The organism is Allobosea sp. AK1 (assembly GCF_006714945.1).
In the GTDB taxonomy this organism is placed as follows: domain Bacteria; phylum Pseudomonadota; class Alphaproteobacteria; order Rhizobiales; family Beijerinckiaceae; genus Allobosea; species Allobosea robiniae.
Window position 1 is genome coordinate 2,654,704 of sequence record NZ_VFMG01000001.1, and the last position, 25,172, is coordinate 2,679,875.

Genomic DNA, 25,172 nt, shown 5'->3' on the forward strand with positions numbered 1-25,172 from the left:
GCGTCAAAAGCACACCGTCCAGACTAAATCCCCCATTCGATACGATAGGGCCGCATGGGCGCGCATTGTCGCGTTCATGGCACGGGAGATGCTTGCCGAAGACTATCGCCTCGCCAATGCCTCGCGGCGAGAATTCAACAGGGAAAGCAAGGTAAGCCGGGTCGATGACGCAAGCCGAGACTGTTTTGTTGAATGGCCGCATCTTCTGCGGCTTGGCGGAAGGCTTCGCGGAAGCCCTGGCGATCGGCGGAGGCAAGGTGCTGGCTGCGGGTTCGGCCGCCGAGATCGCCGCACTCCAGGGACCGGACACCCAGGTCGTGGACCTCGCCGGCCGTGTCGCCATTCCCGGCCTCAACGACGCGCATATGCATCTGCTGCCGCTCGGTCTCGCCATGAGCGAGGTCAATCTGCGCCCCGAGGAGGGCGTCAACAGCATCGACGAGGTCCTGCGTCGCATCGCTGTGGCGGTCAAGGGCAAGAAGCCCGGCGAATGGGTCACCGGTCGTGGCTACGACCATAACGAACTCACTGAGGCCCGCCACCCGACGGCCGAGGAACTCGACCGCGTTTCGCCCGACAATCCCGTCTATATCAAGCGCACCTGCGGCCATGTCGGCGTCGTCAACAGCCGGGCCATGGCGGCGGCCGGCATCGGCCACAACACGCCGAGCCCCGATGGCGGGCTGATCGAGCGCCGCGACAATAAGCTTACCGGTTTGCTGGCCGAGAGCGCCATGCGCCTGATCGTCCAGGCGATGCCGCGCCCGAGCGCCGCCGAGCTCAAGGCCGCGATCGAGAAGGCCGGGCACTACATGCTCGCGCAGGGCTTCACCAGCGTGATGGATGCCGGCGTCGGCATGGGCGCCGGTATGGCCGAGATCGAGGCCTATGAGGAGGTCGCGCGCGCCGGCACGCTGCCGGTCCGCACCTGGGTCTGCATCTACGGCAACGCCGACGGCATCGGCGACGAGGCCCATACGGCGGGCTACCGCTTCGGTCGCGAGACCGGCCTTTTGCGCTATGGCGCGATGAAGGTCTTCGGTGACGGTAGTGCCGGCGGCCTGACTGCCGCGATGAGCGAGCCCTACCTCGTCGGCGACCCCGATAATCGCGGCATCTTCATCTATTCCGACGCGGCGATGCACGGCTATCTCCGGCACTACCATGAGCTCGGCTACCAGCTCGCCATCCACGCGATCGGCGATGCCGCCATCGAGCAGGTGCTCTCCGGCATGGAGAAGGCCGACAGCCCCGAGCACCCGATCAAGGGGCGCCGCCACCGCATCGAGCATTGCGGCTTCCTCACCGACGGCCAGCTCGCCCGCATGGCCGCCGCCGGCATCGACCCGGTGCCGCAGCCGGCCTTCATCTACGAATTCGGCGATCTCTATGTGATCAATCTCGGTGAGGAGCGCGCCGGCGCTTCCTATCCGATGCGCAAATGGCTCGATGGCGGCCTGCATGCGGCGGCGAGCTCGGATGCGCCGGTCTGTGCCACCGACCCGTTCAAGAACCTCTTCACCATGGTCACCCGCCAGACCAAACGCCATACCGAGATCGGCGGTGCCGAGAAGCTGAGCATGGAGGAGGCGGTGCACGCCTATACGTTGCTCGGCGCCTATACCCAGTTCGCCGAGGACAGGGTCGGCCGGCTCGTTCCGGGCCAGCTCGCCGACATCGCCGTGCTCTCGCACGACATCTTCGCGATCCCTGTCGGTGAGGTCGAGAACGACGTGCGTTGCGACCTGACCCTGCTCGGCGGTGCGGTGGTCTTCGACCGCCACGGCCAGCTCGCAGCCGCCGCGCAATAGGGAGGCGCCCTTCATGCTGCGGCATACGCTGCAAAGGCTGCTTCTCGTCCTGCCGGTGCTGTTCGGCGTGCTGCTGATCGGCTTCCTGCTGATGCAGGTGGTGCCGACGGACCCGGCCCAGGTCCGGGCCGGCCCGATGGCGACGCAGGATGTGGTCGAGGCCATTCGCCAGGAGCTTGGGCTCAACCAGCCGCTCTGGAAGCAGTTCGCCATCTATATCGGGCGCCTGGCCCAGGGCGATCTCGGCGTCTCCATCATCAACAACGTCCCGGTGACGCAGGAACTCGGCAACACCATCGGCCCGACGCTCGAATTGATGCTGGCCTCGCTGGTCTGGGCGATCCCGCTCGGCATGTTCCTCGGCACCGTCGGCGCCTATTATCGGGGCTCGCTGATCGACCGCGCGATCATGGCGGTCTCGGTCGCCGGTGTCTCGCTGCCGGTCTTCTTCCTCGGCCTCGGGCTGATCTGGCTCTTCGGCTTCTATTATCCGATCCTGCCCTTCACCGGTCGCACCGGCCCGCTCTGGACCTGGGAGGGCATCCAGGGGATCATTCTGCCGGCGATCACGCTCGGCGGCGTCTTCGTCGGCCCGGTCGCCCGCATGACCCGCACCTCGGTGCTCGACGAGCTCGGCGCCGACCATGTCCGCACCGCCCGGGCCAAGGGCCTCGGTGAGATCACGGTCGTGCTGCGCCACACCCTGCGCAATGCGCTGGTCCCGGTCGTCACGCTGATCGGCCTGCAGATCGGCTTCCTGCTCGGCGGCGCCGTCGTCACCGAGACGGTATTCTCATGGCCGGGCATCGGCCGGCTCGCGGTCGGCGCCATCCTGTCCAGCGACCTGCCGATGGCGCAGGGCACGATCATCATGCTCTCGCTCGGCTTCATCCTGGTCAATCTCGCGGTGGACGTCCTCTATGCCGTGCTCGACCCGCGCGTGAGGGGCACCTGATGGGCTCTCCCATGAAGCTCGAACGCGATGCGCTGCAGCCGGGCGCCAAGACGGTCGAGGCCGCCGTGAGCGTTGCCGCCGCCGCACCCGTCCGCCGGAAGACCGTGTTCCGGATGCTGCTCTCCGATGCAGGCTCCTGCGTCGCGCTGGCGCTCGTCGTCCTCGCCATCCTCTGCGCGGCCTTAGCGCCCTGGCTCGCGCCGACCGACCCCTTCGGCAACGACCTCGCCAACACGCTGAAGCCGCCGGGCGAGATGGGCCTGCTCGGCACCGACGGGCAGGGCCGCAACATGATCACGCGCCTGCTCTTCGGACTGCGCACGAGCTTGCTGATGGGCCTCGCCTCCGTCGTCTTCGGCTGCACGATCGGCGGCATCATCGGCTTCTCCGCCGCCTATTATCCGAAGGCTTCGGGCGTGCTGATGCGGTTCATGGACATCCTGCTGTCCTTCCCCGCGATCCTGTTCGGCCTGGCCATCGCCGCGATCTTCGGGCCGGGCCTGCCGGCGGTGATCATCGCGCTCACGATCGCGACCGTGCCGCTGATGGCGCGCGTGGTCCGCGGCTCGGCGCTGGTCGTGCTGCAGCAGGGCTATATCGAGGCGGCGCGCTCGCTCGGTCTCAGCGATCTGCGCATCATCCTGGGCTATGTCCTGCCGAACTGCCTCTCGGCGATGTTCGTCTTCATCACCCTGCGCTTTGGCCAGGTCATCCTGCTCGGTGCAGCGCTGTCCTTCCTGGGCCTGGGCGCCCAGCCGCCGACGGCGGAGCTTGGAGCCATGGCGGCGGACGGGCGCAACTTCCTGTTCTTCGCGCCGCATGTCTCGGTTCTGCCGAGCCTGGTGATCTTCGCGGTGGTGCTCGCCTTCAACGTGCTCGGCGATTCCCTGCGGGACGCCCTCGATCCGAAGCTGCGCAAATAGCAGCGGATATCAACCAAGAAGCGAAAAAAGGGGATTTGCTCGATGCTGAAACTGTCAACTCTGCTTCTCGCGGGCGCCGCCGCCGCGACCTTCGCGGCTGTGCCGGCTGTCGCCCAGCAGAAGGCGCCGCTCACGATCCTGCGCGTCATCGACGCCGACAACTACGATCCGATCCGGACCACTGCGACGGCCGCGGCCGAGGTCATGTACATGCTCGCCGACACGCTGGTGACGGTCGATTTCGACATGAAGACGATCAAGCCCGGCCTCGCCGAGAGCTGGACGATCTCGCCGGATGGCCTGACCTACACCTTCAAGATCCGCAAGGACGTGAAGTTCTGCGACGGTAGGCCGATGACGATCGACGACGTCGTCTATTCGCTGAAGCGCTGGATCGATCCGGCCAACAAGTCGCCGGTTTCCTTCCGCGCCGGCCCGGTCAAGGACATCCGTGCGGACGGCGATTCCACGCTGATCTACGAGCTGAAAGAGCCCTATAGCGACCTGATGTTCCAGCTCGCGCTCTCCTTCGCCTCGGTGGTCGACAAGGCGACCGTCGAGAAGCTCGGCCCGAATTTCGGCGTCCAGGGCTTCAACGGCACCGGCCCCTATTGCTGGTCGAAATGGACCCCGCGCCAGGAGCTCGTGCTCAAGAAGAACCCGCATTATTCCTGGGGCCCGCCGATCTACAAGGATCCGAAGCCGCAGGTTGACGACATCGTCTGGAAGGTCATTCCCGAGACCAACACGCTGATGGCCGCGATCCAGGCCAAGCAGGCCGACGTGACTTATTACATGCCCTATATCGCGCTCGACACGATGCAGCGTATCCCCGGCATGACGGTGCAGCGGCAGGACAACTACATCTACGACGTCTTCATGGGCTTCAAGGTCGACAAGCCGGTGGTAAAGGACAAGGCGATCCGCGAGGCTGCCAATATGGCGGTCGACAAGGAAGCGATCGCCAAGGCGATCTATTTCGGCAAAGGCAGGAGCCTCCCCTCTCTGCTCAATCCCGCCGTGGTCGATTACGATAAAGATTCGGCCAAGATAATGCCGAAGCACGATCCGAAAGCGGCCGCCAAGCTGCTGGAAGACGCCGGCTGGAAGATGGGCGCCGACGGCATCCGGGAGAAGGATGGCGAGAAGGCGAGCTTCACCGTCTACGGCATCCGCAACAGCGACAACCCGCGCATCTCCGAGGCGATGCAGGCCGATCTGCGAAAAGTCGGCATCGACATGAAGATCCAGCTCTGGGACGCCACCGTCGCCTGGGGCAAGCTGGCGACACAGGAATTCGACGCCTTCCTGATGTCCTATCCTTATGTGACCGCGACGGAGGCGATGAGCCTCTATTTCCGCAGCCAGCAGGCCCCGACCCCGAACCGGATGAACTGGAAGAATCCCAAGACGGACGAACTGCTCAAGGCTGCGTCGATGGCCACCGACGCCGACAAGCGCAAGCAGGCGCTGGCCGAGGTTCAGACCCAGCTCACCGAGGCGAATGTCTGGGTGCCGCTGTCTTCGCAGCCGCTCTGGGTCGTCGCGACCGATCGGGTCGAGGGCGTACGTGCCCACGGCCTGTATGGAGCCGGCCTCTACAAGGGGCTCGATCTCAAGCTGAAGCGCTGAGTTTCTTGGGCGCCGCGCGGTGTGAGCCGCGCGGCGCTTTTTCTATGCCTGTGGGAGGAAGGGAAACATCATGACGATCACGGTCATCAAGAATGCCGACATCGTTGTCGCCTGGGATGCCGAGGCCGGCCAGCACGTCTATCTGCACGATGCCGATGTCGCCTTCGAGGACGGCACGCTGCGCTTCGTCGGGCCCCGCTACGAGGGGCAGGCGGACGAGACCGTCGACGGCAGCGGGCGCATGATCATGCCCGGCCTCGTCAATATCCATTCTCACCCCTCGAGCGAGGCGCTGAACAAGGGCTTCCTCGACGAGCTCGGCTCCCCCGCGCTCTACAATTCCTCGCTCTACGAATTCATGCCGATCCTGCGGCCCGATGCCGAGGCGGTGCCGGACTGCGTGCAGGTCGCCTATTCGGAACTGCTGCTCTCCGGCGTGACCACGCTCGCCGATCTCTCGGTCGCCCATCCCGGCTGGCTCGATCTCGCCGCCAATAGCGGCCTGCGCGTCTGCGTCTCGCCGATGTTCCGCTCGGCCCGCTGGTACACCAAGAACGGCCATGTCGTCGAATACGAGTGGGACGAGAAGGCTGGCGCCGCGGCCATGGCGACCGCATTCGACGTCATCGAGCAGGCGCAGAAGCATCCGTCAGGCCGTCTCTTCGGCATGGTCTGCCCCGCGCAGATCGACACCTGCAGCGAAGGCCTGATCAAGGACAGCTTTGCCGAAGCCAAGCGCCGCAGCCTGCCCTGGCAGATCCATGCGGCCCAGTCGACGGTCGAGTTCCACGAGATCACCCGCCGTCATGGCGTGACGCCGATCCAGTGGCTGGAGAAGCTCGGCGTGCTCGGCGCGACCAGCATCGTCGGTCACGGCATCTTCCTCGACGACTACCCGCGCGTCGCCTGGCACAGCCGTCGTGATCTTGCGCTGCTGGCCGAGACCGACACGATCGTCGCCCATTGCCCGACGGTCTTCATGCGCCGGGGCATCGCGCTCGACGATTTCGGGCGCTATCGCCGCGCCGGCGTCCGGATCGGCATGGGCACCGACACCTATCCGCACAACATGCTCGAGGAGATGCGCCATGTCGGCTACGTCGCCCGGATGATGGCGGAGAATCCGCGCACGCTCACCACCACCGACATCTTCGAGGCCGCGACCACGGCCGGCGCCGCTGCGCTCGGCCGCGACGATATCGGGCGGCTGGAAGCGGGCTGCAAGGCCGACCTCGTCCTGGTCGACCTCAAGCATCCGATGATGCAGCCGCGCCGCGACCCCGTCCGCAGCATGGTCTATGCCGCCGCCGAGCGCGCCGTCGACCGCGTCTATGTCGACGGCAGGCTCGTGGTCCGTGACGGCACCGTCCTGACCATGGACTATCCGGCGGCCGCGCTGCGCCTCCACGAAGGCCAGAAGCGGACGGAAGCCGCGGCGCCCGGCAATGACTGGATCAAGCGCCCGGTCACGGATTATTCGCCGCTGACCTTCCCGGTGAAGTGAGCCTGGGGCACCGGCCAATTCCGTGATGTGCCCAACCCGGGGCGCATCGCTGCATCGTGAGACCCTGCGTCACGGCGCCCGCTTCCGGGCGGCGTGATCTGGCGATAGGTTGGCCTCATGTCGCAGGCAGACGAGACAACGCAGAAGGAGGCCGGCTCTTCGAGCCGTCTCGGCCTCATGCTGATCGGCGGAGGCTTCTTCGCCCTGTTCCTCACCGGCCTGCTGCTCTGGTGGCGCGAGGGAGACCGGCTCTTCACCGACGGTCTGATCGCCGCCATCGTCGCTTGCTTCTAGCGGCTGCGGCCGCCTGCCCGGGAAGTCTTTCGTGAACCGCCGACTCGTTCTCCCCCTCGTCGTCTTCCTCGTCGGCGCGCTCGCGCTGGCTGCGGCCGCGATCCTGACCTTCTCGCCTGGCCGCCAGGGCGGTGGCAGCGGCACGGCCAGCGTCGGCGGCCCGTTCACGCTGACGACGCAGGAGGGCAAGCCGCTCTCCGACACCGATCTGAAGGGCTCGCCCTTCCTGGTCTTCTTCGGTTTCACCCATTGCCCGGATATCTGCCCGACCAAGCTCTTCGAGATATCGGAAGCACTGCGCGCGGCCGGTGACGGCGCCAAGGCGAAGGGGCTCAAGGCCCTGTTCATCACGGTCGATCCGGAGCGCGACACGCCGGACGCGATGAAGAGCTATCTCGGCTCCTTCGATCCCCGCATCGTCGGCCTGAGCGGCGATCGTCCCGCCATCGATGCCGTGATCAAGGCTTATCGCGCCTATGCCAAGAAGGTGCCGCTCAAGGATGGCGACTACACGATGGACCATACCGCCCTGGTCTATCTGATGGGCAAGGACGGCAGTTTCGTCGGTGCCTTCAATATCGAGCAGCCTCCGGCGCAGGCGGCGGCGGAATGGCTGCGTCACTCCTGATTGGCTTCGATGGGCGCCGGTCGGTGCGCCAGCCCGTGCTCCGTCTTGTTCCAGGCGAAACGTTGGTTGAAATACTCGTAGAGCGCCATCCAGGCCGCCGCCGAGACCAGCGCGTAATAGAGCGGCAGCAGCGGCACGAGCAGCAATAGGCCCGGAGCGCCCCGGCGCAGGGCGCCGACGATCGGCGGCATGAACAGCGCGACGCTGCCCAGAATCCAGATGCCGAGCGCGATGGTCGAGGTCAGGGTGGCGACGGTGCCCACCGGCTCGAACAGGGAGCCGTCCCAATAGGCGATCAGCGCGGCGACGGCGAAGGCGGGATAGCCGAGCGCCGTGGCGACGGTGCCGAAGACCAGCGACAGAAAGGCGAAGGTCGCAGCCATCCCGGCTTCGCGCATCAGGCGCAAAGGGGCGCGGGAATGCGTCACCAGCGTCTGGATATAGCCCTTGATCCAGCGCGAGCGCTGCTTGAGCCAGGCCGGGATGGTGATGGGCGCCTCCTCGCGGGTGTTCGAGGGCAGGTCGCCGATGCGATAGCCGGCGCGCACCAGCCTGAAGCCGAGATCGGCATCCTCCGTCACGTTCCAGGCATCCCAGCCGCCGACCGCACGCAGCGCCTCGGTGCGGAAATGGTTCGAGGTTCCGCCCAGCATGATCGGCAACCGGAATTGCAGCAGGCCGGGATTGAGCACATCGAACAACCCCGCATATTCCAGCGCGAACAGGGCGGGAAGCACGCCTTCCTCGGCATGGTCGATCACGAGTCTGGCCTGCAGGCAGCCGAGCTCCTGCGGGCCACCGAGAAAGCGCGCCGCCGCCATGCGCAGTTGCTGCGGATCGGGAATGTCTTCGGCGTCGAAGATCGTGAAGAACGTGCCGCGTGCCTCGAGCAGCGCCAGGTTGAGCGCACGCGGTTTGGTGCGCGGAAAGCCCGGCGGAACGACCGTCACGGAAAAATGCGGCGGCAGCGCCATCCGCGCCAGCGTGCTGCGCATCCCGATATCGTCGGCTTCGATCAGCAGGCGGATATCGAGCTTGGCCGGGGGATAGTCGAGGGCGCCGAGCGCATCCGTCAATTGCCGAAGCACAGGGAGCTCGCGGTAGAGCGGCACCGCGACGGTGTAGGCGGGCAGGCGGGATTCGTCGATCCGCCAGCGATGGCTGCGCCAGAGATCGGGCGCCGTGCGTTCGATCGCCGCCGCAAGACGCAGCAGGATGAGGCCGAGGAAGAACGGGCCGAGCAGGAGCGCAAGCGCGAAGAAGGTTTGGAGCGGGGCGAAGACGCCGCCGAGTGCGGCAGCGGCGACACCGCCGCCGGCTGCGATCACCTGCCCGCGGCTGGCGCCGGTGCGGGCGCTCGCGCGCGCGAGACCGGCAGGGTCGAGCCCGGCCGTATGCTCCGCCAGGGTCTCGGCATTGCTGTGGCGCAGGGCCCCGGCGAAGCGGCGCGGTGTCGTCACCGCGATATCGCCGCGATGGCGCGGCCCGGCCTCGAGCATCCGCCGCAGCGCCGGGCCCTCGGGCGCGAGGATGAAGCGAAAGCGCCTGTCGTCGACGGTCGGCGCGATGCCCTGGCGCAGGATCGCATCATGCCCGCCGCCGGGTCGCAGGGGCGGCGGCTGCGGCAGGAAGGCGAGGCCTAGCTCGGCCGCGAGCGCGCGATAAAGCTCGGCTTCGCCGATCAGACCGAGCGCGATCGCTTCGCGGGCGGGCTCGCTGCGGTTGCGGCGGGATGTTTCGGCTGCACGCGCGAGAAGCGAGGGCGCCAGGCCATGCCGCGTCAGGAAGGCGAGTTCGATCGGCAGGCCGGCTGAGGCAGGCCCGCGCCCGATCGGACGGTCGTCGTTACCGCTGCCCCCCACTGGCCCCGGTCCCGCTCCACGCGACGATGCCCGGCGCGGATGCGCCGGGAGCAACCCATGGTTGCTGCTATGGAGCAGAGAGTCGAGAGCCGCGTGCCTGGAACTTTAGGTGTCCATGCGAGCGTCAGCGCGCCGCCAGGATCTCCGCGACCTGCGGGATGTCCTTGTCGCCGCGGCCGGAGAGATTGACCACCATCAGATGGTCCTTCGGCTTCTGCGGGGCGAGCTCGGCGACGCGGGCGAGCGCATGCGCGCTTTCCAGCGCCGGGATAATGCCTTCCAACTTTGAGATGAGCTGGAACGCTTCCAGCGCCTCCTCGTCGGTGGCGGAGAGATAGGTCGCCCGGCCGACATCGTGCAGCCAGGAATGCTCCGGGCCGATGCCGGGATAGTCGAGCCCGGCCGAGATCGAATGGGCGTCCTTGATCTGGCCGTCGTCGTCCATCAGCAGGAAGGTGCGGTTGCCGTGCAGCACGCCGGGGCGTCCGCCGGTCAGCGAGGCCGCATGCTGTCCGCTCGGGATGCCGTGGCCGGCCGCCTCGACGCCGTAGATCTCGACGGATGCGTCGTCGAGGAAGGGATGGAACAGCCCCATCGCGTTCGAGCCGCCGCCGATGCAGGCGATCAGCGAATCGGGAAGGCGTCCTTCGGCCTCCTGCATCTGCTCGCGGGTTTCCTTGCCGATGATCGACTGGAAGTCGCGCACCATCGCCGGATAGGGATGCGGGCCGGCGACCGTGCCGATGCAGTAGAAGGTCGTCGCGACATTGGTCACCCAGTCGCGCAGAGCCTCGTTCATCGCATCCTTCAGCGTCTTGGTGCCGGATTCGACCGGGACGACGGTGGCGCCGAGCATCTGCATGCGGAAGACGTTGGGCGCCTGCCGGGCGACGTCGACCGCGCCCATATAGACGATGCATTCCAGGCCGTAGCGGGCGCAGAGCGTCGCGGTGGCGACGCCGTGCTGGCCGGCGCCGGTCTCGGCGATGATGCGCTTCTTGCCCATGCGCCGTGCCAGCAGGATCTGGCCGAGCACGTTGTTCACCTTGTGGGAGCCGGTATGGTTCAGCTCCTCGCGCTTCAGGTAGACCTTGGCGCCGCCGAAATGGTCCGTCAGCCGCTCGGCGAGATAGAGCGGCGAGGGCCGGCCGACATAATGCTTCAGCCCGGCGGTCATCTCGGCGTGATAGGCCGGGTCGGCCTTGGCCGCGTTATAGGCCTCCTCCAGCTCGAGGATCAGCGGCATCAGCGTTTCCGCGACGAAGCGTCCGCCGAACAGGCCGAAGCGGCCGTTCTCGTCCGGGCCGTTGCGATAGCTGTTCGGGGTCGAGGGGGCGTTCATGCCGTCAAACCTTCTTGCAGTGCCGCGGCGGCCTTGCGGGCCGATGCGATGAATTCCGCGATCCGGGCGGGGTCCTTGACCCCCGGCGCGCTTTCGACGCCCGAGGAAACGTCGACGCCCGCCGGCCGGGTTATGCCGATGGCATGAGCGACATTGGCCGGATCGAGCCCGCCCGATAGCATGAAGCGCTGCGAAGGGTCGAGGCCGGCAAGCAGCGCCCAGTCGAAGGGCTTGCCATGCCCGCCGGGGAAGGCCGCGTCCTTCGGCGGCTTGGCGTCGAGCAGGATGAGATCGGCGGCATCGCGATAGCCGGCGACGGCTTTCAGGTCCTCGACCGTGGCAATGCCGAGAGCCTTCATCACCGGCCGGCCGACGGCGCGGCGCAGGGCTGCGGTCTGCTCGGGCGTCTCGCGACCGTGGAACTGGAACCAGTCGGGCTTCAGCGCCTCGGCGAGTTCCGCTGCCTGCCCTTCGCTCCAGTCGACGACGAGCGCGACGATTTCCGTCTTGCCGCGGGCGATCGCCGCCAGTTCTTTCGCGCGCTCCAGCGTGACGTAGCGCGGACTTTTCGGATGGAAATTGAGCCCGATCATGTCGGCGCCGGCCGCAAGCGCAGCCTCCAGCGTCTCGGGCGTCGAGAGACCGCAGATCTTGATCAGGAAGGGCGAACCATTGGACATGGCCCGGCGTTTAGCACGGTCCGTTCGCCGGTGCATGCCGTACTTGCGACATGATGGCGAAGGAAGCCATGCTGGCATGGGCGAACAAGGGGGCTGTTGATTGATCCGGCTTGGCATGGGCAGGCGCGGGCTGGCGATGGTGGCGGGGCTGCTCGCCGTCTCCGGCCTCGTCGCGGCGGCGTTCTATTATGTCGGCCAGCCGCGGACCTTGCGCCTCGCCGTCGGGCCGCTCGGCTCCGAGGATGCGCGCATGGCCGCGGCCTTCGTGCAGGGCCTGAACCGCGACAAGGCCTCCGTGCGCCTGCGGCTCGTCCTGACGGAAGGTTCCGAGGACAGCGCCAAGCGGATCGATGCCGGGCAGGCCGATCTCGCCATGCTGCGGGCCGACATCGCCATGCCCTCGACCGCCGATACGGTGCTGATCACCCGCCGGACCTATCCCTTCTTCATCACCAGGACCGAGACCGCGATCACCCGTATCGCCGATCTGCGTGGCCGCAGGGTCGGCGTCGCCCGCAATCCTGCCGGCAACGTCGCGCTGCTGAAACGGGTGCTGGCGCAATACGAGGTCCGGCCCGACGAGGTCGAGATTCTCGGCCTGACCCAGGAGGAGATCGTGCCGGTGGCGAGGGAGAAGCGCATCGACGTCTTCTTCTCGATCGGCGCCGTCGGCTCCCATACCAATAATGGCGGCCTGCGCCGTTTGCGCGAAGCCTGGGGCAACGATCCCGTCCTGATCCCGGTTCGCGAGGCCGACGCGCTCGCCTTGCATTACCGTGCGATCGAATCCGGCGAGATCGTGCGTGGCGCTCTCGGCGGCGACCCGCCGCGCCCGGCCGAGAGCCTGCCCACCATCGCGATCACCTCGCGCCTCGTCGCAGCGCAGAGCCTCGACGACAATCTCGTCGGTGAGCTGACCAAGGACATCCTCGGCCTGCGCCTGACGCTGGCGGCGGAACTGCCCGCCGTGCAGGCGCTGGAGACGCCCTCGACCGACAAGGACGCGCCGCTGCCGGTCCATTCGGGTGCCGCCGCCTATATCGATGGCGAGCAGGAGACCTTCTTCGATCGCTATGGCGACTGGTTCTATATCGGGGCCATGGCGCTCTCGGCGGTCGGCACGGGCGGCGCCGCGCTGCTCGGGCGCGAGAGCGCCAACCGGCGCCGGCGCGCCATGTCGGGCCTCGACGAATTGCTGGAGCTTCTGGCCGTGATCCGCGCCTGCGAGGACGAGGCCGAACTGACCCGGCTCGGCCGCGAGGCCGACCAGATCCTGACGCGCGTATTAGCCGACTACGCCAAGGGGGATCTCGATACGGCGGCGCTCGCAGCCTATCGCCTCGTCATCGATCAGGTCGGCCGGGCCGTTGCCGAACGGCAGCGGGCGCTGGCGGAAGCTTGAACGCATTTACTTTTCGGCAGCGTCTGCGGTTGCCGAAAAGCCCGCCAGCGTTTATGTGCAGCGCAACGAATTCCAGATTCACGTGAAACAGGCTGCGCCGGCGGGGCATCGCTCCAGACCGGCTCGTGGCCTTGAAAGCAAGGCCCAGACCCGCATGTCCATGCGCAACATCGCCATCATCGCGCACGTCGACCATGGCAAGACCACGCTCGTCGACAAGCTTTTGCAGCAGTCCGGCACCTACCGCGACAACCAGCGCGTCATCGAGCGCGTGATGGATTCCAACGACCTCGAGAAGGAGCGCGGCATCACCATCCTGGCCAAGGCGACCTCGGTCGTCTGGAAGGATACGCGCATCAACATCGTCGATACCCCAGGCCACGCCGATTTCGGCGGCGAGGTCGAGCGCATCCTGAATATGGTCGACTCAGCCATCGTGCTGGTCGATGCGGCCGAGGGCCCGATGCCGCAGACCAAGTTCGTGGTCTCCAAGGCGCTGAAGCTCGGCCTCAAGCCGATCGTCGCGATCAACAAGGTCGACAAGCCGGACGCCCGCACCACCGAGGTCATCAACGAGGTCTTCGACCTCTTCGCCGCGCTCGACGCCACCGACGAGCAGCTCGACTTCCCGATCCTCTACGGCTCGGGCAAGCAGGGCTGGATGGCCCATTCGCCGGAAGGTCCGCAGGATAACGGCCTCGCGCCGATGTACGATCTCATCCTCTCCCATGTGCCGGAGCCCAAGGTCGAGGAAGGCCCGTTCCGCATGATCGGCACGCTGCTGGAGGCCAATCCCTATCTCGGCCGCATCATCACCGGCCGCGTCACCTCTGGCACGGCCAAGCCGAACCAGACGATCAAGGTGCTCTCCGGCGACGGCTCGACCGTCGAGACCGGCCGCATCTCGAAGATCCTGGCCTTCCGCGGCCTTGAGCGTCAGCCGATCGAGGAAGCGGTCGCCGGCGACATCGTCTCGATCGCGGGCCTGGTGAAGGGTTCCGTCGCCGATACCTTCTGCGACCCCTCGGTCGACACCCCGATCAAGGCGCAGCCGATCGATCCGCCGACGGTGTCGATGACCTTCATGGTCAACGATTCCCCGCTCGCCGGCACCGAGGGTGACAAGGTCACCACCCGCGTCATCCGCGACCGCCTGTTCAAGGAGGCCGAGGGCAATGTCGCGCTGAAGATCGAGGAAGCCTCCGACAAGGACAGCTACATCGTCTCCGGCCGTGGCGAATTGCAGCTCGCGATCCTGATCGAGACGATGCGCCGCGAGGGCTTCGAGCTCGGCGTCTCCCGTCCCCGCGTCGTGCTGAAGCGCGGCGAGGACGGCCAGCTGCTTGAGCCGATCGAGGAGGTCGTGATCGACGTCGACGAGGAGCATTCCGGCGTCGTCGTGCAGAAGATGTCGGAGCGCAAGGCCGACATGCTGGAGATGCGTCCGTCCGGTGGCAATCGCCTGCGCCTGGTCTTCCACGCTCCGACCCGCGGCCTCATCGGCTATCAGGGCGAGTTGCTGACCGACACGCGCGGCACCGCGATCATGAACCGGCTGTTCCATGACTACCTGCCCTACAAGGGCGAGATCGGCGGGCGCCGCAACGGCGTGCTGATCGCGATGGAGACCGGCGAGGCCGTGGCCTATGCGCTGTGGAACCTCGAGGACCGCGGCCCGATGATGATCGAGCCCGGCTGGAAGGTCTATCAGGGCATGATCGTCGGCGAGCACACCCGCGAGAACGATCTCGAAGTGAACGTGCTCAAGGGCAAGAAGCTCACCAACATCCGCACCACCTCGAAGGACGAGGCCGTTCGCCTGACGCCGCCGATCCGGATGACGCTGGAGCGTTCGCTCGCCTGGATCGACGACGACGAGCTCGTCGAGGTCACGCCGAAGTCGATCCGCCTGCGCAAGGGCATCCTCGACCCGAACGAGCGCAAGCGCTCGCAGAAGCAGAAGGCCGAAGTGGCCTGAGTTCAGATGCCCGGGCGAGAGCCCGGGCATTTTCGTTTCGGGGTCTGCGCTGAGCGCAGCCCGCGGATGACGCACTGGGCGATTGCCCTCGACCGTTCGCTCTGATCCTCTGCCCGCCTCTCGATCATCGCGCGTCCGGCCGGACGCGGTCACGATGATCGATCAAAATGTTGTCGCATCGGATTTTTCCGAAAGGTGGGGCCACTTTTCGGTCCGATGCGAAAGGGGAAGGATCACCACCATGCAATTCCGCAATCTCGGCCGCTCGGGCCTGCGCGTCTCGCTCGTCGGGCTCGGCTGCAACAATTTCGGCGGGCGCATCGATCTCGACGCGACGCGCAAGGTCGTCGATGCCGCGATCGAGCATGGCATCACCCTGTTCGACACCGCCGACATCTATGGCGAGCGCGGCGGCTCCGAGACGGCCTTGGGCGAGGTGCTGGGCGCGCGCCGCAAGCAGATCGTGCTTGCCAGCAAGTTCGGCATGGACATGGATGCCGAGGGCGTGAAGAAGGGCGGTTCGCGCCGCTACATCATGAACGCGGTCGAGGATTCGCTCCGGCGCCTCAAGACCGACTGGCTCGATCTCTACCAGCTCCATCGGCCCGATCCGCTGACCCCGATCGAGGAGACCCTGCGCGCCATGGACGACCTCGTCCGCCAGGGCAAGGTCCGCTATATCGGCTGCTCGAACGTCGTCGCCTGGCAGGTCGCCGATGCGCAGTGGACGGCGCGCGATCTCGGCATTCCCGGCTTCGCCTCGGCGCAGGACGAGTACAGCCTGCTGAAGCGCGGCGCCGAGGCGGACCTGATCCCGGCCATCGCCCATTACGGCATGGGCCTGCTGCCCTATTTCCCGCTCGCCAACGGCGCTCTCACCGGCAAGTACAAGCGCGGCGCGGCGATGCCGGAAGGCGCGCGCCTGAGCAAGCTGCCGCAGCGCGCCGACGAGATCTTCAGCGCGGATAACTGGCGCCGGATCGAGGGGCTGACCGTCTTCGCCGAGCAGCGCGGCCATACGCTGGTCGAACTCGCTTTCTCCTGGCTGGCGGCGCAGCCGGTCGTGTCGAGCGTCATCGCCGGCGCGACCAAGCCGGAGCAGGTCGCCGCCAACGTCAAGGCCGCCGACTGGGCGCTGACGGCCGAGGATCTGGCGGAGATCGATACGATCACGAAGTAGTCGGAAGCGCTGCCATTGCCGTCATGGCCGGACTTGTCCCGGCCATCCACGTCTTCGCGGGTCAAGTGCCGTGTTCAAGACGCGGATGCTCGCCACAAGGGCGAGCATGACGCTACGATTCCGGCGGGGCCTTTCATTCCTGACAGCTTTGAGCACCCGCCGCCGCGCAGCCCATGGACCGCTCGCGCCCGCCCGCTTATGGTCCGCGCCATGAGCGAGACAACCACGACCGCCCCCGCCCTGAAGCCCGGCGACCACCTCTTTCTGGTCGACGGCTCGAACTTCATCTTCCGGGCCTATTTCCAGTCGATCAACCAGGACCGGAAATACAATGCCCGCTCGGACGGGCTGCCCTCGGGCGCGGTTCGGCTCTTCGCGACGAAACTCTTCCAGTTCGTGCGCGAGGGCGTGCTCGGCGTCAGGCCGACCCATCTCGCCATCGTCTTCGACAAGACCGAGAACTCGTTCCGCAAGGCGCTCTATCCGGCCTACAAGGGCAACCGCTCCGATCCGCCGCCCGATCTCATTCCCCAGTTCCCGCTGATGCGCGAGGCGGTGCGCGCCTTCGGCTTGATCCCGGTCGAGCAGGATGTCTACGAGGCCGACGACCTGATCGCGACCTATGCGAAACAGGCCCGCGAGGCCGGCGCCGACGTGCTGATCGTCTCCGCCGACAAGGACCTGATGCAGCTCGTGAAGCCGGGCGTCGCGATGTACGACCCCGCCTCCGGCGACCAGAAGAAGGGCGCGGGCTTCCGGGCCGAGCGCCGCATCGGCGAGCCCGAGGTCGTCGAGTATTTCGGCGTCATGCCCGAGAAGGTCACCGACGTGCAGGCGCTGGCCGGCGACGCCACCGACAACGTGCCGGGCGCGCCGGGCATCGGCATCAAGACGGCAGCCCAGCTCATCGGCGAATATGGCGATCTCGAAACCCTGCTGGCGCGCGCCGGCGAGATCAAGCAGCCGAAGCGCCGGGAGACGCTGACCAATCCCGAGGTGATCGAGAAGGTCCGCATCTCCCACAAGCTCGTCAGCCTCGTCGACGACGTGAAGGTCGAGACGCCGCTGGAGAACCTGACGCTGGAGCAGCCCGATCCGGCGAAGCTCATCGCCTTCCTCAAGGCGATGGAGTTCACCACCATCACCAAGCGCGTCGCCGAGGCCTATGAGGCGGATGTCGGCGCCGTCGATGCCGATCCGGAGCTGGCTCCGGGCGGCACGCGCGCAGCCGAGCTCAAGGCGCTCTATGTCGGGGCGGATGCCGCCGAGGATGCGGCTCCCGGCTTGGCTCTTGCGACATCTCCCGCGCCTGCTGCCGCTGTTGCAGGCGCCCCTGCTGGCGAAGACGGCTGGCTGAAGCCGGGCGATCTGGCCAGCGCCCGCAAGAACGAGGCGATCGCTGGCAAGATCGATCGCTCGAAATACGAATGCGTGCGCACGCTCGCCGATCTCGAGCGCTGGATCGGCTGGGCTTCCGAGGTCGGCCATGTCGCTCTCGACACCGAGACCAACTCGCTCGACGCGATGCAGGCCGATCTCGTCGGCATCTCGCTCGCGGTCGCGCCCGGCCGCGCCTGCTACATCCCGCTGCAGCATCGCGCCGGCGATGGCGGGCTCTTCGACGAGGGCCTGCTGGCCGACCAGATTCCGCTGACGCAGGCTGTCGCCGCCCTGAAGCCGCTGCTCGCCGATGCCGGCGTGCTCAAGATCGGCCAGAACCTGAAATACGACCTGCTGGTGCTGGAGCGCCACGGGCTCAGCGTGTCCCCGGTCGAGGACACGATGCTGATCTCCTATGCGCTCGATGCCGGCAGCAACAGCCACGGCATGGACAAGCTCTCGGAACTGCATCTCGGCCACGAGACGATTCCCTATGCGCAGGTCGCCGGCACCGGCAAGAACCAGATCACCTTCGACAAGGTGCCGCTCGACCGCGCCACCGACTATGCCGCCGAGGATGCCGACGTCACGCTCCGGCTCTGGCTCACGCTGAAGCCACGCCTCGCCGCCGAGAAGAAGACTGCGGTCTACGAGGTGCTGGAACGGCCGATGGTCGAGGTCCTGGCGCGGATGGAGCGGCGCGGCATCGCCATCGACCGGCAGATCCTCTCCCGCCTCTCCGGCGATTTCGCGCAGGGGCTGGCCCGGCTGGAGGACGAGATCTACGAGCTCGCCGGCGAGAAATTCACCATCGGCAGCCCCAAGCAGCTCGGCGATATCCTGTTCGGCAAGATGGGGCTGGAAGGCGCCAAGAAGACCGCGACCGGCCAATGGGCGACCGGCGCCGGCGTGCTCGAGGACCTCGCCGAGCAGGGCCATCCGCTGCCGTCCAAGATCCTGGAATGGCGCCAGCTCGCCAAGCTGAAATCGACCTATACCGATTCACTGCCGGGCTACGTGAATCCGCAGACGAACCGGGTCCACACCTCCTATGCGCTGGCGGCGACGACGACGGGCCGGCTCTCCTCCTCCGAGCCCAACCTGCAGAACATCCCGATCCGCACCGAGGCCGGACGCAAGATCCGCACCGCCTTCGTGCCGGAGAAGGGCTTCAAGCTGGTCTCGGCCGATTACAGCCAGATCGAATTGCGCCTGCTCGCCCATATCGCCGAGATCCCGCAGCTCCGGCAGGCCTTCGCCGATGGTATCGACATCCACGCCATGACGGCGTCCGAGATGTTCGGCGTGCCGGTCCAGGGCATGCCGAGCGAGGTGCGCCGCCGCGCCAAGGCGATCAATTTCGGCATCATCTATGGCATTTCGGCTTTCGGCCTCGCCAACCAGCTCGGCATCGGCCGCGAGGAGGCCAGCGCCTATATCCGCAAGTATTTCGAGCGCTTTCCCGGCATCCGCGACTACATGGACCAGACCAAGACCCATGTGCGCGCCCATGCTCAGGTCACCACGATCTTCGGCCGCGTCTGCCATTTCCCCGCGGTCGCCTCGAAGAATCCGTCCGAGCGCGCCTTCGTCGAGCGCCAGGCGATCAACGCACCGATCCAGGGCTCGGCCGCCGACATCATCCGCCGGGCGATGACCCGCATGGATGCGGCGCTCGCCGCCCATCGGCTGGGCGCCCGCATGCTGCTGCAGGTCCATGACGAGCTCGTCTTCGAGGTGCCGGAGGCCGAGGTCGAGAAGACCCTGCCGATCATCGAGAAGGTCATGGTGGAGGCACCGCACCCGGCCGTGCAGCTCAGGGTGCCGCTCGCGGTAGAGGCCCGCGCCGCCGGCAACTGGGACGAGGCGCACTGAGCCGATCGGAACCCGCCCGATCCTTCCGGCGTTGACATGTCCGACGCGCCAGGGGGGCGCGGATCGCGCGTTGGAAACATCCCATGCTCAGCTCATCGGCCTGGCGGCCGTTTCCGCGCTACATGGCGGAACCGGAATCGGCGGAGGAAACCGAAGAGGTCACGCCGTATGAGCATGATCTCATCGTCCGCTATGCCATTGTCGGCATCTTTCTCATCCTGGCGACGGCCTCGCTGGCGCTGACCAAGGTCATCGCCATGCCGGTCACGGCCGGCGTGATCTTCGGGCTCGTGCTCGGGCCGCTCGTCGACGTGCTGGCGCGGCACCGGGTGCCGCAACACGCCGCTGCGGCACTGGTGGTGCTGCTCTTCATCGGCCTGCTCTTCGGCGCGATCGCGATCCTCGCCGTGCCCGTTGCCGGCTGGAGCGATCAGGCTCCGGCGATGATGGCGGCCCTGCAGGGCAAGCTCGCCGGCGTCTTCGCCTTCATGGACGAATTCAAGCGCGGCATTGCCTCTATCACCGGCAAGGGCGCCGAGCTCAGCGTGTCCCAGGGCAATCCGCTCTTCGACATCGCGCTCACCTCGTCGGCGGCTGCGGGCGGCCTGCTGCTCTTCGTCGCGACGATCTATTTCTGGCTGGCGACGCGCCGTCATCTCAAGGCACGGGTGCTCCGGCTCTGTCTCGGCCGGGGCGCACGCCGCTCGGCCGGCTCCTTCTTCGAGGAGATCGAGTCGCGGGTGGCGCGCTATTTCGCGCTGGTGACAATGATCAATTTCGGCATGGGCGTTCTCACCATGGCGATCGCCTGGGTCGCCGGCCTGCCCTTCCCGGTGTTCTGGGGGGCGCTCGCCTTCCTGCTCAACTACCTCGCCTTCATCGGCCCGATCATCGTCGCGATCATGCTTCTGGCAGGCGCGCTGCTCGATGCGCCCTCGATCCTCGCGGCGCTCTGGCCGGCGGCGGCCTATTATGTCCTGCACCTGATCGAGGGTAACGCGGTCACGCCGGTCTTCGTCGGCAACCGATTGACGATCTCGCCTTTCCTCGTCTTCATCGCCTTCATCTTCTGGCTTTGGCTCTGGGGCCCGGTCGGCGCGGTGCTCTCGACGCCGATCGTGATCGTCGCCATGGTGGCGCAGGAGGAGTTCGCGCGCTACCGCCGCGAAAAGGCCAGGGAGGAGGCCGAAGAGGCCGGCGAAGCCGAGGCTGCCTGAGCGTCACGCCCGGAACAGAACGGGAGCGGCCGCGTTGCCCGATCATGCGGTGGCCCTTGCGGCTGCCGCGTCTCCTCGCCACCATCCGAATTTCCATCAGCGACAGGACGATACCGCCATGGCCACCACGACATCCGCGAAACGTCAGGCTGCCGCCGCCGCCAAGCGTGCGAAGGCCGAGGTCGAGGCCGGCGCCGAGGATGTCGCGGCGGAAGCGCGCCAGGCCGGAGCCCGCGCCAGGCGCCAGGCGAGCGCCTTGGAGGATACCCTGACGCGCAGCGCCGAGGATATCGCCGCCACCGTCAGCGAGCGCCTGCGCGCCGTCGGCGTCGACACCGACAGGATGGTCGACGTCGCCAAGGAGCAGGCCTCCGAATTGCAGCAGCTGATCGAGGCGGAAATCCGCGAGCGGCCGCTGCGTGCGCTGGGGCTGGCGGCGGCGGTCGGCTTGTTCGTCGGCTTCCTGTCGGCGCGCTGACCATGTTCGGGGGGATCGGATCCTTCATCACCTCGGAGGTCTCCGGGGTGGTGAGGCGCAATGTCACCGTCTACGGCCTGTTCGGCCTCGCCGCGCTGCTGATGCTCTGCGCCGGCGGCTATGCGTTGAACGCGCTGCATACCGTCCTGGCGCTGCGCTATGGCGCGGTCGCCGCCAGCCTCTGGATTGCCGGTGGCCTTTTCCTCGCGGCCTTGCTGGCGCTGGGCATGGCGGTGATCGTCAAGAACCGCCGCCGGCCACCGCGCCCTGCCGCAACCGCGGCTCTGGCCGCCGCGCCGCTGGCCGCCAAGCTCATCGGATCGCGCCTGAGCTGGCGGATGGCGGCCGCCGGCGGCATCGTCGTTCTCGGCGCGATTCTGGGCCGCCAGATCGTTGCGGGCGGCGCGGATGACGATGGGGAAGCCTGATTCCGCGCTGATCGGCGACATGGACGAGGCATGTCTTTTTACATAGGGATGTCGGCATGCGTCCCGTAACAAGATCTGCATGTCTGCTCAGGTGAGGCCCCGCAGCCGCTTTCCGATACCGGTTTTTCCGGTCTTCGGCGCGCGCCTTCGCTCGGCGACGACCACGATCATCGCGATCGGGGTGGTCGCGGTTGCGGTCGTGCTGGCCGCTTGGATCAACCAGCAGGCGCGGCAGACGGCGGACCGTGTTTCCCACGCGATCGAGATCCGCGAGCGGGCCGAGCGCTTCCTCGGCCGGATGCGCGATGCCGAGACCGGGCAGCGCGGTTTCCTGCTGACCGGGGAGGCCGATTATCTCGACCCCTTCACCGAGGGCAGGGGCGCTGCCGGGCCTGAGCTCGACATCCTCGCGGCGCTCGCCGATGCCGATCCCGTTCAGAAGGAGCGGGTCGCGAAGCTGCGCGCGGACATGGGCGTGAAATTTTCGGAACTCGACCGGACGATCGCGCTGGAGCGGGCGGGCCGCAGGGCGGAGGCTCTGGCGCTGGTCAGGAGCGAGGATGGCATCGCCGCGATGGACCGGCTGCGCCAAACCGTGCAGGCGATCCAGCAGAGCGAGAATGTCCGGCTGAGATCGCTCTACAGCCGGGAAGAACGCCGCCGCCTCTGGGGCAGCACCGGCATCGTCGTCGCGCTGGCGGGTCTGGCTTTCGCCGCCTGGCAGCAATTGCGCCGCCGCCAGCGCCGCAGCAATGCGCTGGCGATCAGCAATGCCGAGCTCGAGCAGATCGTGAGCGAGCGCACCCGCCAGCTCGAAAGCGAGCGCCTGCGCATCGAGGCGCTGCTGCGCGACGTCAATCACCGGGTTGGCAACAACCTCGCCATGGTCTCGGCGCTGCTCAACGTGCAGAGCCGGCAGGCGCGCGAGCCTGCGGTCAAGACGGCGCTGGCGCAGGCCCAGTCGCGCATCCAGGCGATCGCGGCCGGCCAGAGGCGCCTGCGGCTGGATATCGAGACCGACGAGATCGATGCGCGGCCCTATATGGAGGATCTGCTCGCCGAGATCGGCAAGACGGCCGAGGGCCGGCCGATCCGGATCGAGCTCGATATGGAATCGATTCGCCTGCCGGGCCGCGATGCCGTGTCCTTCGTCGTGATCGTCAACGAACTCGTCACCAACGCCATCAAGCACGCCTTTCCCGACGGCATGGCGGGGCGGATCGTCATCCGCTTCGCTCCGACGGAGCACGAAGGGGAGCCCGCCCTTGCCATGTCGATCGAGGATGACGGCGTCGGCATGCCCGCGGAGACCGCAAGCAAGGGCCTCGGCCAGACCGTGATCGCCAGCCTGCTGCGCAGCATGCGCGCGACCCTGAACACCGAGCCGGCTCATCCCGAACAGGCCGGGCGCACGGGTACGCGGGTGACGATCGTCTTTCCGAAGCGGGAAGCTCTTCCGGCTCAGGCCTGACGCGCGGGCATCAGCCTGGCATGGCCTTGAGGTTGAGTGCGCCGACAGCGCTTTTCACGAAGGCTGCGACCTCGCGCGTCGAGAATGGCTTGCGCAGGAAGCGGACGTTGCGAAGCGCTGCGGGCACCTCCTGCGGCGCCGAACCCGAGACGAAGGCGAAGGGCGTGCCGATTTCCTGCAGTGCGCTCGCGACATCGAAGGTCTTGCCGCCGACGACATCGATGTCGAGCAGGGCGCAGGCGAGCTGCTTTGCGGTCATCCGCCGGGCTTCCGCCACGGAGCCGACGACGATCAGCTCGACATCGTCGCCGAGCTGATCGGCCACGGCGCTTTCGATGTCCATCGCGATGAACGGGTCGTCCTCGACGATGAGTACGCGGATATCAGCCATCGACCGGCTCTCTCACTCACTGCAATCTCTGTTACGCGATCTCAACGTAACAGGACTGGCGATGTTCCTGCTCTGGCGCCCTATCATGGCCGAAAGCACAGGATTTGAGTCGATTTTGAGCCGTCAAGGTTAGCAAAAGGTAATCCTGTCTCTTCTTCGCGGCTTCAGCGCCGCCGCCCCGGAGCGACGAGCGTCAAGTCGAGAGCGGTGACACCGACAGCGACATTGATGCCGCGATTGCCCTGGAACGGCAGTGGCAGCAGCGTCGCCTCGTTGTCCTTGCCGCCCGAGAGCGCATTGCTGGCGGTGGACGGAGCGGTCGTGCTGCCGCTCTTGTAAGAACCGCTCAGAGCGCCCAGCGGCGCGCGCGCATAGGGTCCGTAGACGCGCCAGACCATGGCCGCGCTCCTGACCGAACCGAGGCCGAGGCTGAAGCTGCGGACGATCCCCGTATAATGCTGCGTCGGTCCGCGGCGCGGCCTGAAGCGGCATTCGGTCGGGCGCTGCGACTTGACGATGGCGGCGAAATTGCTGCCCACGGTGCAGGACAGGCGCCCCGTCGGCGGGCCCGCGATCTGCGCCGCCGCGGGCTCATGCATTCCTATGAGGCCGGCGAAGGCGAGGGCGGCTAGGCAGGATCGGGAATGCCCTCGGCTCATCGCGAATGCTCCTGGTGAACTGGCGGGACGAACGCCCCAAGAAACCCACAGTTCCACGCTAGGGAACCGTGACGAGTTTGTAGCGTTGGCGTTTCATCTTGGCATGGGAATGTCGATGTCAGTGAGTCGTCCACGGGGAGAAACCCCCACAATAATCGATCCGGATTTCCCGGCGGCGCTGCCGCCGTTCTGGGAACTCGAGGACCTTCTTGCCACGGGGCTCGATCGCGCGGCGGCACTTGCGGTGATGGCGGCGCGGCGCAGCGGTCCTCGACTTGTCGGCGCCGGCGCTGCGGTCGCTGAAGGGCAGAGCCTGCTGCTGCGTTTCGGGCCGGGCGATCTCTCTCACTGAATTCGGCTACTGGCAGAAGCGGGAGGCGCGCGAGCGGCGCTCCTGAATATCGACATGCAGGTGATTGGCATGGGCGGCGTCCGAGCCCGGCCCCAGCGTGGTCATGAAGGCACCGCAGGCCGCCTGCCGGACGGCGTCGAGAAAGCGGTTCTCGGCCAGGCCCTTCGGCTTCTCGACCACGACCTGCAACCCGTCTTTTGCATTCCCCAGCTTGAAGGCGAAGATATCCAGCGCCTGGCCGGTGGCATGCTCGCTGACCGGCCCGGCCGTCGCCCGGTTTCGTCGCCGGCATTCATGGCCCCCGCCGACCCGCAGGCTCACCAGATCGCGCTCGAAATGCCCGCGCGCCAGGGGCTGGACACTGCGGTCGAGCCAATCGGCCAGCGTCCTGGCCATGGCGCAGCTCAGCAGGGGCGGCGGCTCGAAGGACACGGCTGTGGCTCCGTCCGGCCCCCTGATGGCGAGGGCCTCGACCCGGACGGGCTCGCTGACCCGGCAGGCCGGATCGCCATTCTGTGAGGCGGGGGCGGAGGGCGTGACCCGGTTGCCGGGAATGGCGGCCAGGGCCGAGAGGCACGAACTCTGCCCAGCCGGTGAAGCCGCGCTGTCGGCCTTGGCAGGAGCGGGCACTGCGGCGGGGGCAGGCACTGCGCTCCGCGTTTCGGCCTTTCCAGCTCCGTCGGGCATGGACGGGCGCAGTTCAGGCGGTCGCGGCGGCGGTCGCTGCCCG

General features: G+C 67.1%; 22 protein-coding genes. 16 read left to right on the top strand and 6 right to left on the bottom strand.

Annotated features, from left to right (window positions below; all coding sequences use genetic code 11):
• Positions 1-164: 164 nt before the first annotated feature.
• The 7 genes from FHT98_RS13175 (at position 165) to FHT98_RS13200 (ending at position 7,747) form a co-directional block, all read left to right on the top strand.
• Positions 165-1,811: an amidohydrolase gene (locus FHT98_RS13175; protein WP_142114308.1), complete on the top strand. Its 1,647-nt coding sequence runs from the start codon at positions 165-167 to the stop codon at positions 1,809-1,811.
• A 13-nt stretch (positions 1,812-1,824) separates the two neighbouring features.
• Complete coding sequence (locus FHT98_RS13180; RefSeq protein WP_142114309.1) at positions 1,825-2,766, top strand: ABC transporter permease; 942 nt, start codon at positions 1,825-1,827, stop codon at positions 2,764-2,766.
• An 11-nt stretch (positions 2,767-2,777) separates the two neighbouring features.
• Entirely contained in the window at positions 2,778-3,689 is a 912-nt protein-coding gene (locus FHT98_RS13185; protein WP_142114310.1) for an ABC transporter permease, read from the top strand.
• 42 nt (positions 3,690-3,731) lie between these two features.
• Positions 3,732-5,321 (top strand): ABC transporter substrate-binding protein, encoded by a 1,590-nt coding sequence (locus FHT98_RS13190; RefSeq protein ID WP_142114311.1) that lies wholly within the window; start codon positions 3,732-3,734, stop codon positions 5,319-5,321.
• Between the two features lie 70 nt (positions 5,322-5,391).
• Positions 5,392-6,825, top strand: a complete 1,434-nt coding sequence (locus tag FHT98_RS13195; RefSeq protein WP_142114312.1) for an amidohydrolase family protein — start codon at positions 5,392-5,394, stop codon at positions 6,823-6,825.
• Between the two features lie 117 nt (positions 6,826-6,942).
• Positions 6,943-7,119: a hypothetical protein gene (locus FHT98_RS26185; protein ID WP_156407196.1), complete on the top strand. Its 177-nt coding sequence runs from the start codon at positions 6,943-6,945 to the stop codon at positions 7,117-7,119.
• Between the two features lie 31 nt (positions 7,120-7,150).
• Entirely contained in the window at positions 7,151-7,747 is a 597-nt protein-coding gene (locus FHT98_RS13200) for an SCO family protein (protein WP_061970881.1), read from the top strand.
• Here the strand turns inward: FHT98_RS13200 and FHT98_RS13205 are convergent.
• The 3 genes from FHT98_RS13205 to FHT98_RS13215 form a co-directional block, all read right to left on the bottom strand.
• The gene (locus tag FHT98_RS13205) at positions 7,738-9,609 is read right to left on the bottom strand and encodes a glycosyltransferase family 2 protein (protein ID WP_142114313.1); all 1,872 of its coding nucleotides are present in this window, start codon (positions 9,607-9,609) and stop codon (positions 7,738-7,740) included. The genes FHT98_RS13200 and FHT98_RS13205 overlap by 10 nt on opposite strands.
• A 124-nt stretch (positions 9,610-9,733) precedes the next feature.
• Positions 9,734-10,951, bottom strand: coding sequence for a tryptophan synthase subunit beta (trpB, locus tag FHT98_RS13210; RefSeq protein WP_142114314.1), 1,218 nt, complete (start codon positions 10,949-10,951; stop codon positions 9,734-9,736).
• Positions 10,948-11,631 carry a phosphoribosylanthranilate isomerase gene (locus FHT98_RS13215; RefSeq protein ID WP_061970876.1) on the bottom strand — a complete coding sequence of 228 codons (684 nt, stop codon included), beginning with the start codon at positions 11,629-11,631 and terminating at the stop codon, positions 10,948-10,950. Before FHT98_RS13215 ends, trpB begins: the two co-directional genes overlap by 4 nt.
• A 100-nt stretch (positions 11,632-11,731) precedes the next feature.
• Between FHT98_RS13215 and FHT98_RS13220 the strand changes: the two genes are divergently transcribed.
• The 8 genes from FHT98_RS13220 to FHT98_RS13255 all read left to right on the top strand — a co-directional run bounded on the left by FHT98_RS13220 (position 11,732) and on the right by FHT98_RS13255 (position 23,040).
• The gene (locus tag FHT98_RS13220; RefSeq protein WP_185745147.1) at positions 11,732-13,033 is read left to right on the top strand and encodes a TAXI family TRAP transporter solute-binding subunit; all 1,302 of its coding nucleotides are present in this window, start codon (positions 11,732-11,734) and stop codon (positions 13,031-13,033) included.
• A 154-nt stretch (positions 13,034-13,187) separates the two neighbouring features.
• Positions 13,188-15,011, top strand: coding sequence for a translational GTPase TypA (typA, locus tag FHT98_RS13225; RefSeq protein WP_061970873.1), 1,824 nt, complete (start codon positions 13,188-13,190; stop codon positions 15,009-15,011).
• Between the two features lie 241 nt (positions 15,012-15,252).
• Positions 15,253-16,191 (top strand): aldo/keto reductase, encoded by a 939-nt coding sequence (locus FHT98_RS13230; RefSeq protein ID WP_142114316.1) that lies wholly within the window; start codon positions 15,253-15,255, stop codon positions 16,189-16,191.
• Between the two features lie 210 nt (positions 16,192-16,401).
• Positions 16,402-19,446 carry a DNA polymerase I gene (gene polA / locus FHT98_RS13235; protein WP_142114317.1) on the top strand — a complete coding sequence of 1,015 codons (3,045 nt, stop codon included), beginning with the start codon at positions 16,402-16,404 and terminating at the stop codon, positions 19,444-19,446.
• An 83-nt stretch (positions 19,447-19,529) separates the two neighbouring features.
• Positions 19,530-20,663, top strand: coding sequence for an AI-2E family transporter (locus FHT98_RS13240; RefSeq protein ID WP_142114318.1), 1,134 nt, complete (start codon positions 19,530-19,532; stop codon positions 20,661-20,663).
• Positions 20,664-20,781: 118 nt separating this feature from the next.
• Positions 20,782-21,141 (top strand): DUF883 C-terminal domain-containing protein, encoded by a 360-nt coding sequence (locus tag FHT98_RS13245; protein ID WP_113586183.1) that lies wholly within the window; start codon positions 20,782-20,784, stop codon positions 21,139-21,141.
• Positions 21,142-21,143: 2 nt separating this feature from the next.
• Positions 21,144-21,569, top strand: coding sequence for a hypothetical protein (locus tag FHT98_RS13250; protein ID WP_061970868.1), 426 nt, complete (start codon positions 21,144-21,146; stop codon positions 21,567-21,569).
• A 79-nt stretch (positions 21,570-21,648) separates the two neighbouring features.
• Positions 21,649-23,040: a sensor histidine kinase gene (locus tag FHT98_RS13255; protein ID WP_113586182.1), complete on the top strand. Its 1,392-nt coding sequence runs from the start codon at positions 21,649-21,651 to the stop codon at positions 23,038-23,040.
• 10 nt (positions 23,041-23,050) lie between these two features.
• Here the strand turns inward: FHT98_RS13255 and FHT98_RS13260 are convergent, their stop codons facing one another.
• Positions 23,051-23,431, bottom strand: coding sequence for a response regulator (locus tag FHT98_RS13260; protein WP_142114319.1), 381 nt, complete (start codon positions 23,429-23,431; stop codon positions 23,051-23,053).
• Between the two features lie 164 nt (positions 23,432-23,595).
• Positions 23,596-24,030, bottom strand: a complete 435-nt coding sequence (locus FHT98_RS13265) for a DUF992 domain-containing protein (protein ID WP_061970862.1) — start codon at positions 24,028-24,030, stop codon at positions 23,596-23,598.
• A 145-nt stretch (positions 24,031-24,175) separates the two neighbouring features.
• Here FHT98_RS13265 and FHT98_RS13270 point away from each other — a divergent pair, with 145 nt between their 5' ends.
• The gene (locus FHT98_RS13270) at positions 24,176-24,442 is read left to right on the top strand and encodes a hypothetical protein (protein WP_142114320.1); all 267 of its coding nucleotides are present in this window, start codon (positions 24,176-24,178) and stop codon (positions 24,440-24,442) included.
• 6 nt (positions 24,443-24,448) lie between these two features.
• On the opposite strand, the gene FHT98_RS26190 is transcribed toward FHT98_RS13270, so the two are convergent.
• Positions 24,449-25,090: an extensin-like domain-containing protein gene (locus FHT98_RS26190; RefSeq protein ID WP_185745149.1), complete on the bottom strand. Its 642-nt coding sequence runs from the start codon at positions 25,088-25,090 to the stop codon at positions 24,449-24,451.
• Between the last annotated feature and the right edge of the window lie 82 nt (positions 25,091-25,172).

Coding starts and splice junctions, on each gene's coding strand:
- FHT98_RS13175 (WP_142114308.1), top strand. CDS start 165: ATGACGCAAGCCGAGACTGTTTTGTTGAATGGCCGCATCTTCTGCGGC.
- FHT98_RS13180 (WP_142114309.1), top strand. CDS start 1,825: ATGCTGCGGCATACGCTGCAAAGGCTGCTTCTCGTCCTGCCGGTGCTG.
- FHT98_RS13185 (WP_142114310.1), top strand. CDS start 2,778: ATGAAGCTCGAACGCGATGCGCTGCAGCCGGGCGCCAAGACGGTCGAG.
- FHT98_RS13190 (WP_142114311.1), top strand. CDS start 3,732: ATGCTGAAACTGTCAACTCTGCTTCTCGCGGGCGCCGCCGCCGCGACC.
- FHT98_RS13195 (WP_142114312.1), top strand. CDS start 5,392: ATGACGATCACGGTCATCAAGAATGCCGACATCGTTGTCGCCTGGGAT.
- FHT98_RS26185 (WP_156407196.1), top strand. CDS start 6,943: ATGTCGCAGGCAGACGAGACAACGCAGAAGGAGGCCGGCTCTTCGAGC.
- trpB (WP_142114314.1), bottom strand. CDS start 10,951: ATGAACGCCCCCTCGACCCCGAACAGCTATCGCAACGGCCCGGACGAG.
- FHT98_RS13215 (WP_061970876.1), bottom strand. CDS start 11,631: ATGTCCAATGGTTCGCCCTTCCTGATCAAGATCTGCGGTCTCTCGACG.
- typA (WP_061970873.1), top strand. CDS start 13,188: ATGTCCATGCGCAACATCGCCATCATCGCGCACGTCGACCATGGCAAG.
- FHT98_RS13230 (WP_142114316.1), top strand. CDS start 15,253: ATGCAATTCCGCAATCTCGGCCGCTCGGGCCTGCGCGTCTCGCTCGTC.
- polA (WP_142114317.1), top strand. CDS start 16,402: ATGAGCGAGACAACCACGACCGCCCCCGCCCTGAAGCCCGGCGACCAC.
- FHT98_RS13240 (WP_142114318.1), top strand. CDS start 19,530: ATGCTCAGCTCATCGGCCTGGCGGCCGTTTCCGCGCTACATGGCGGAA.
- FHT98_RS13245 (WP_113586183.1), top strand. CDS start 20,782: ATGGCCACCACGACATCCGCGAAACGTCAGGCTGCCGCCGCCGCCAAG.
- FHT98_RS13250 (WP_061970868.1), top strand. CDS start 21,144: ATGTTCGGGGGGATCGGATCCTTCATCACCTCGGAGGTCTCCGGGGTG.
- FHT98_RS13255 (WP_113586182.1), top strand. CDS start 21,649: ATGTCTGCTCAGGTGAGGCCCCGCAGCCGCTTTCCGATACCGGTTTTT.
- FHT98_RS13260 (WP_142114319.1), bottom strand. CDS start 23,431: ATGGCTGATATCCGCGTACTCATCGTCGAGGACGACCCGTTCATCGCG.
- FHT98_RS13265 (WP_061970862.1), bottom strand. CDS start 24,030: ATGCATGAGCCCGCGGCGGCGCAGATCGCGGGCCCGCCGACGGGGCGC.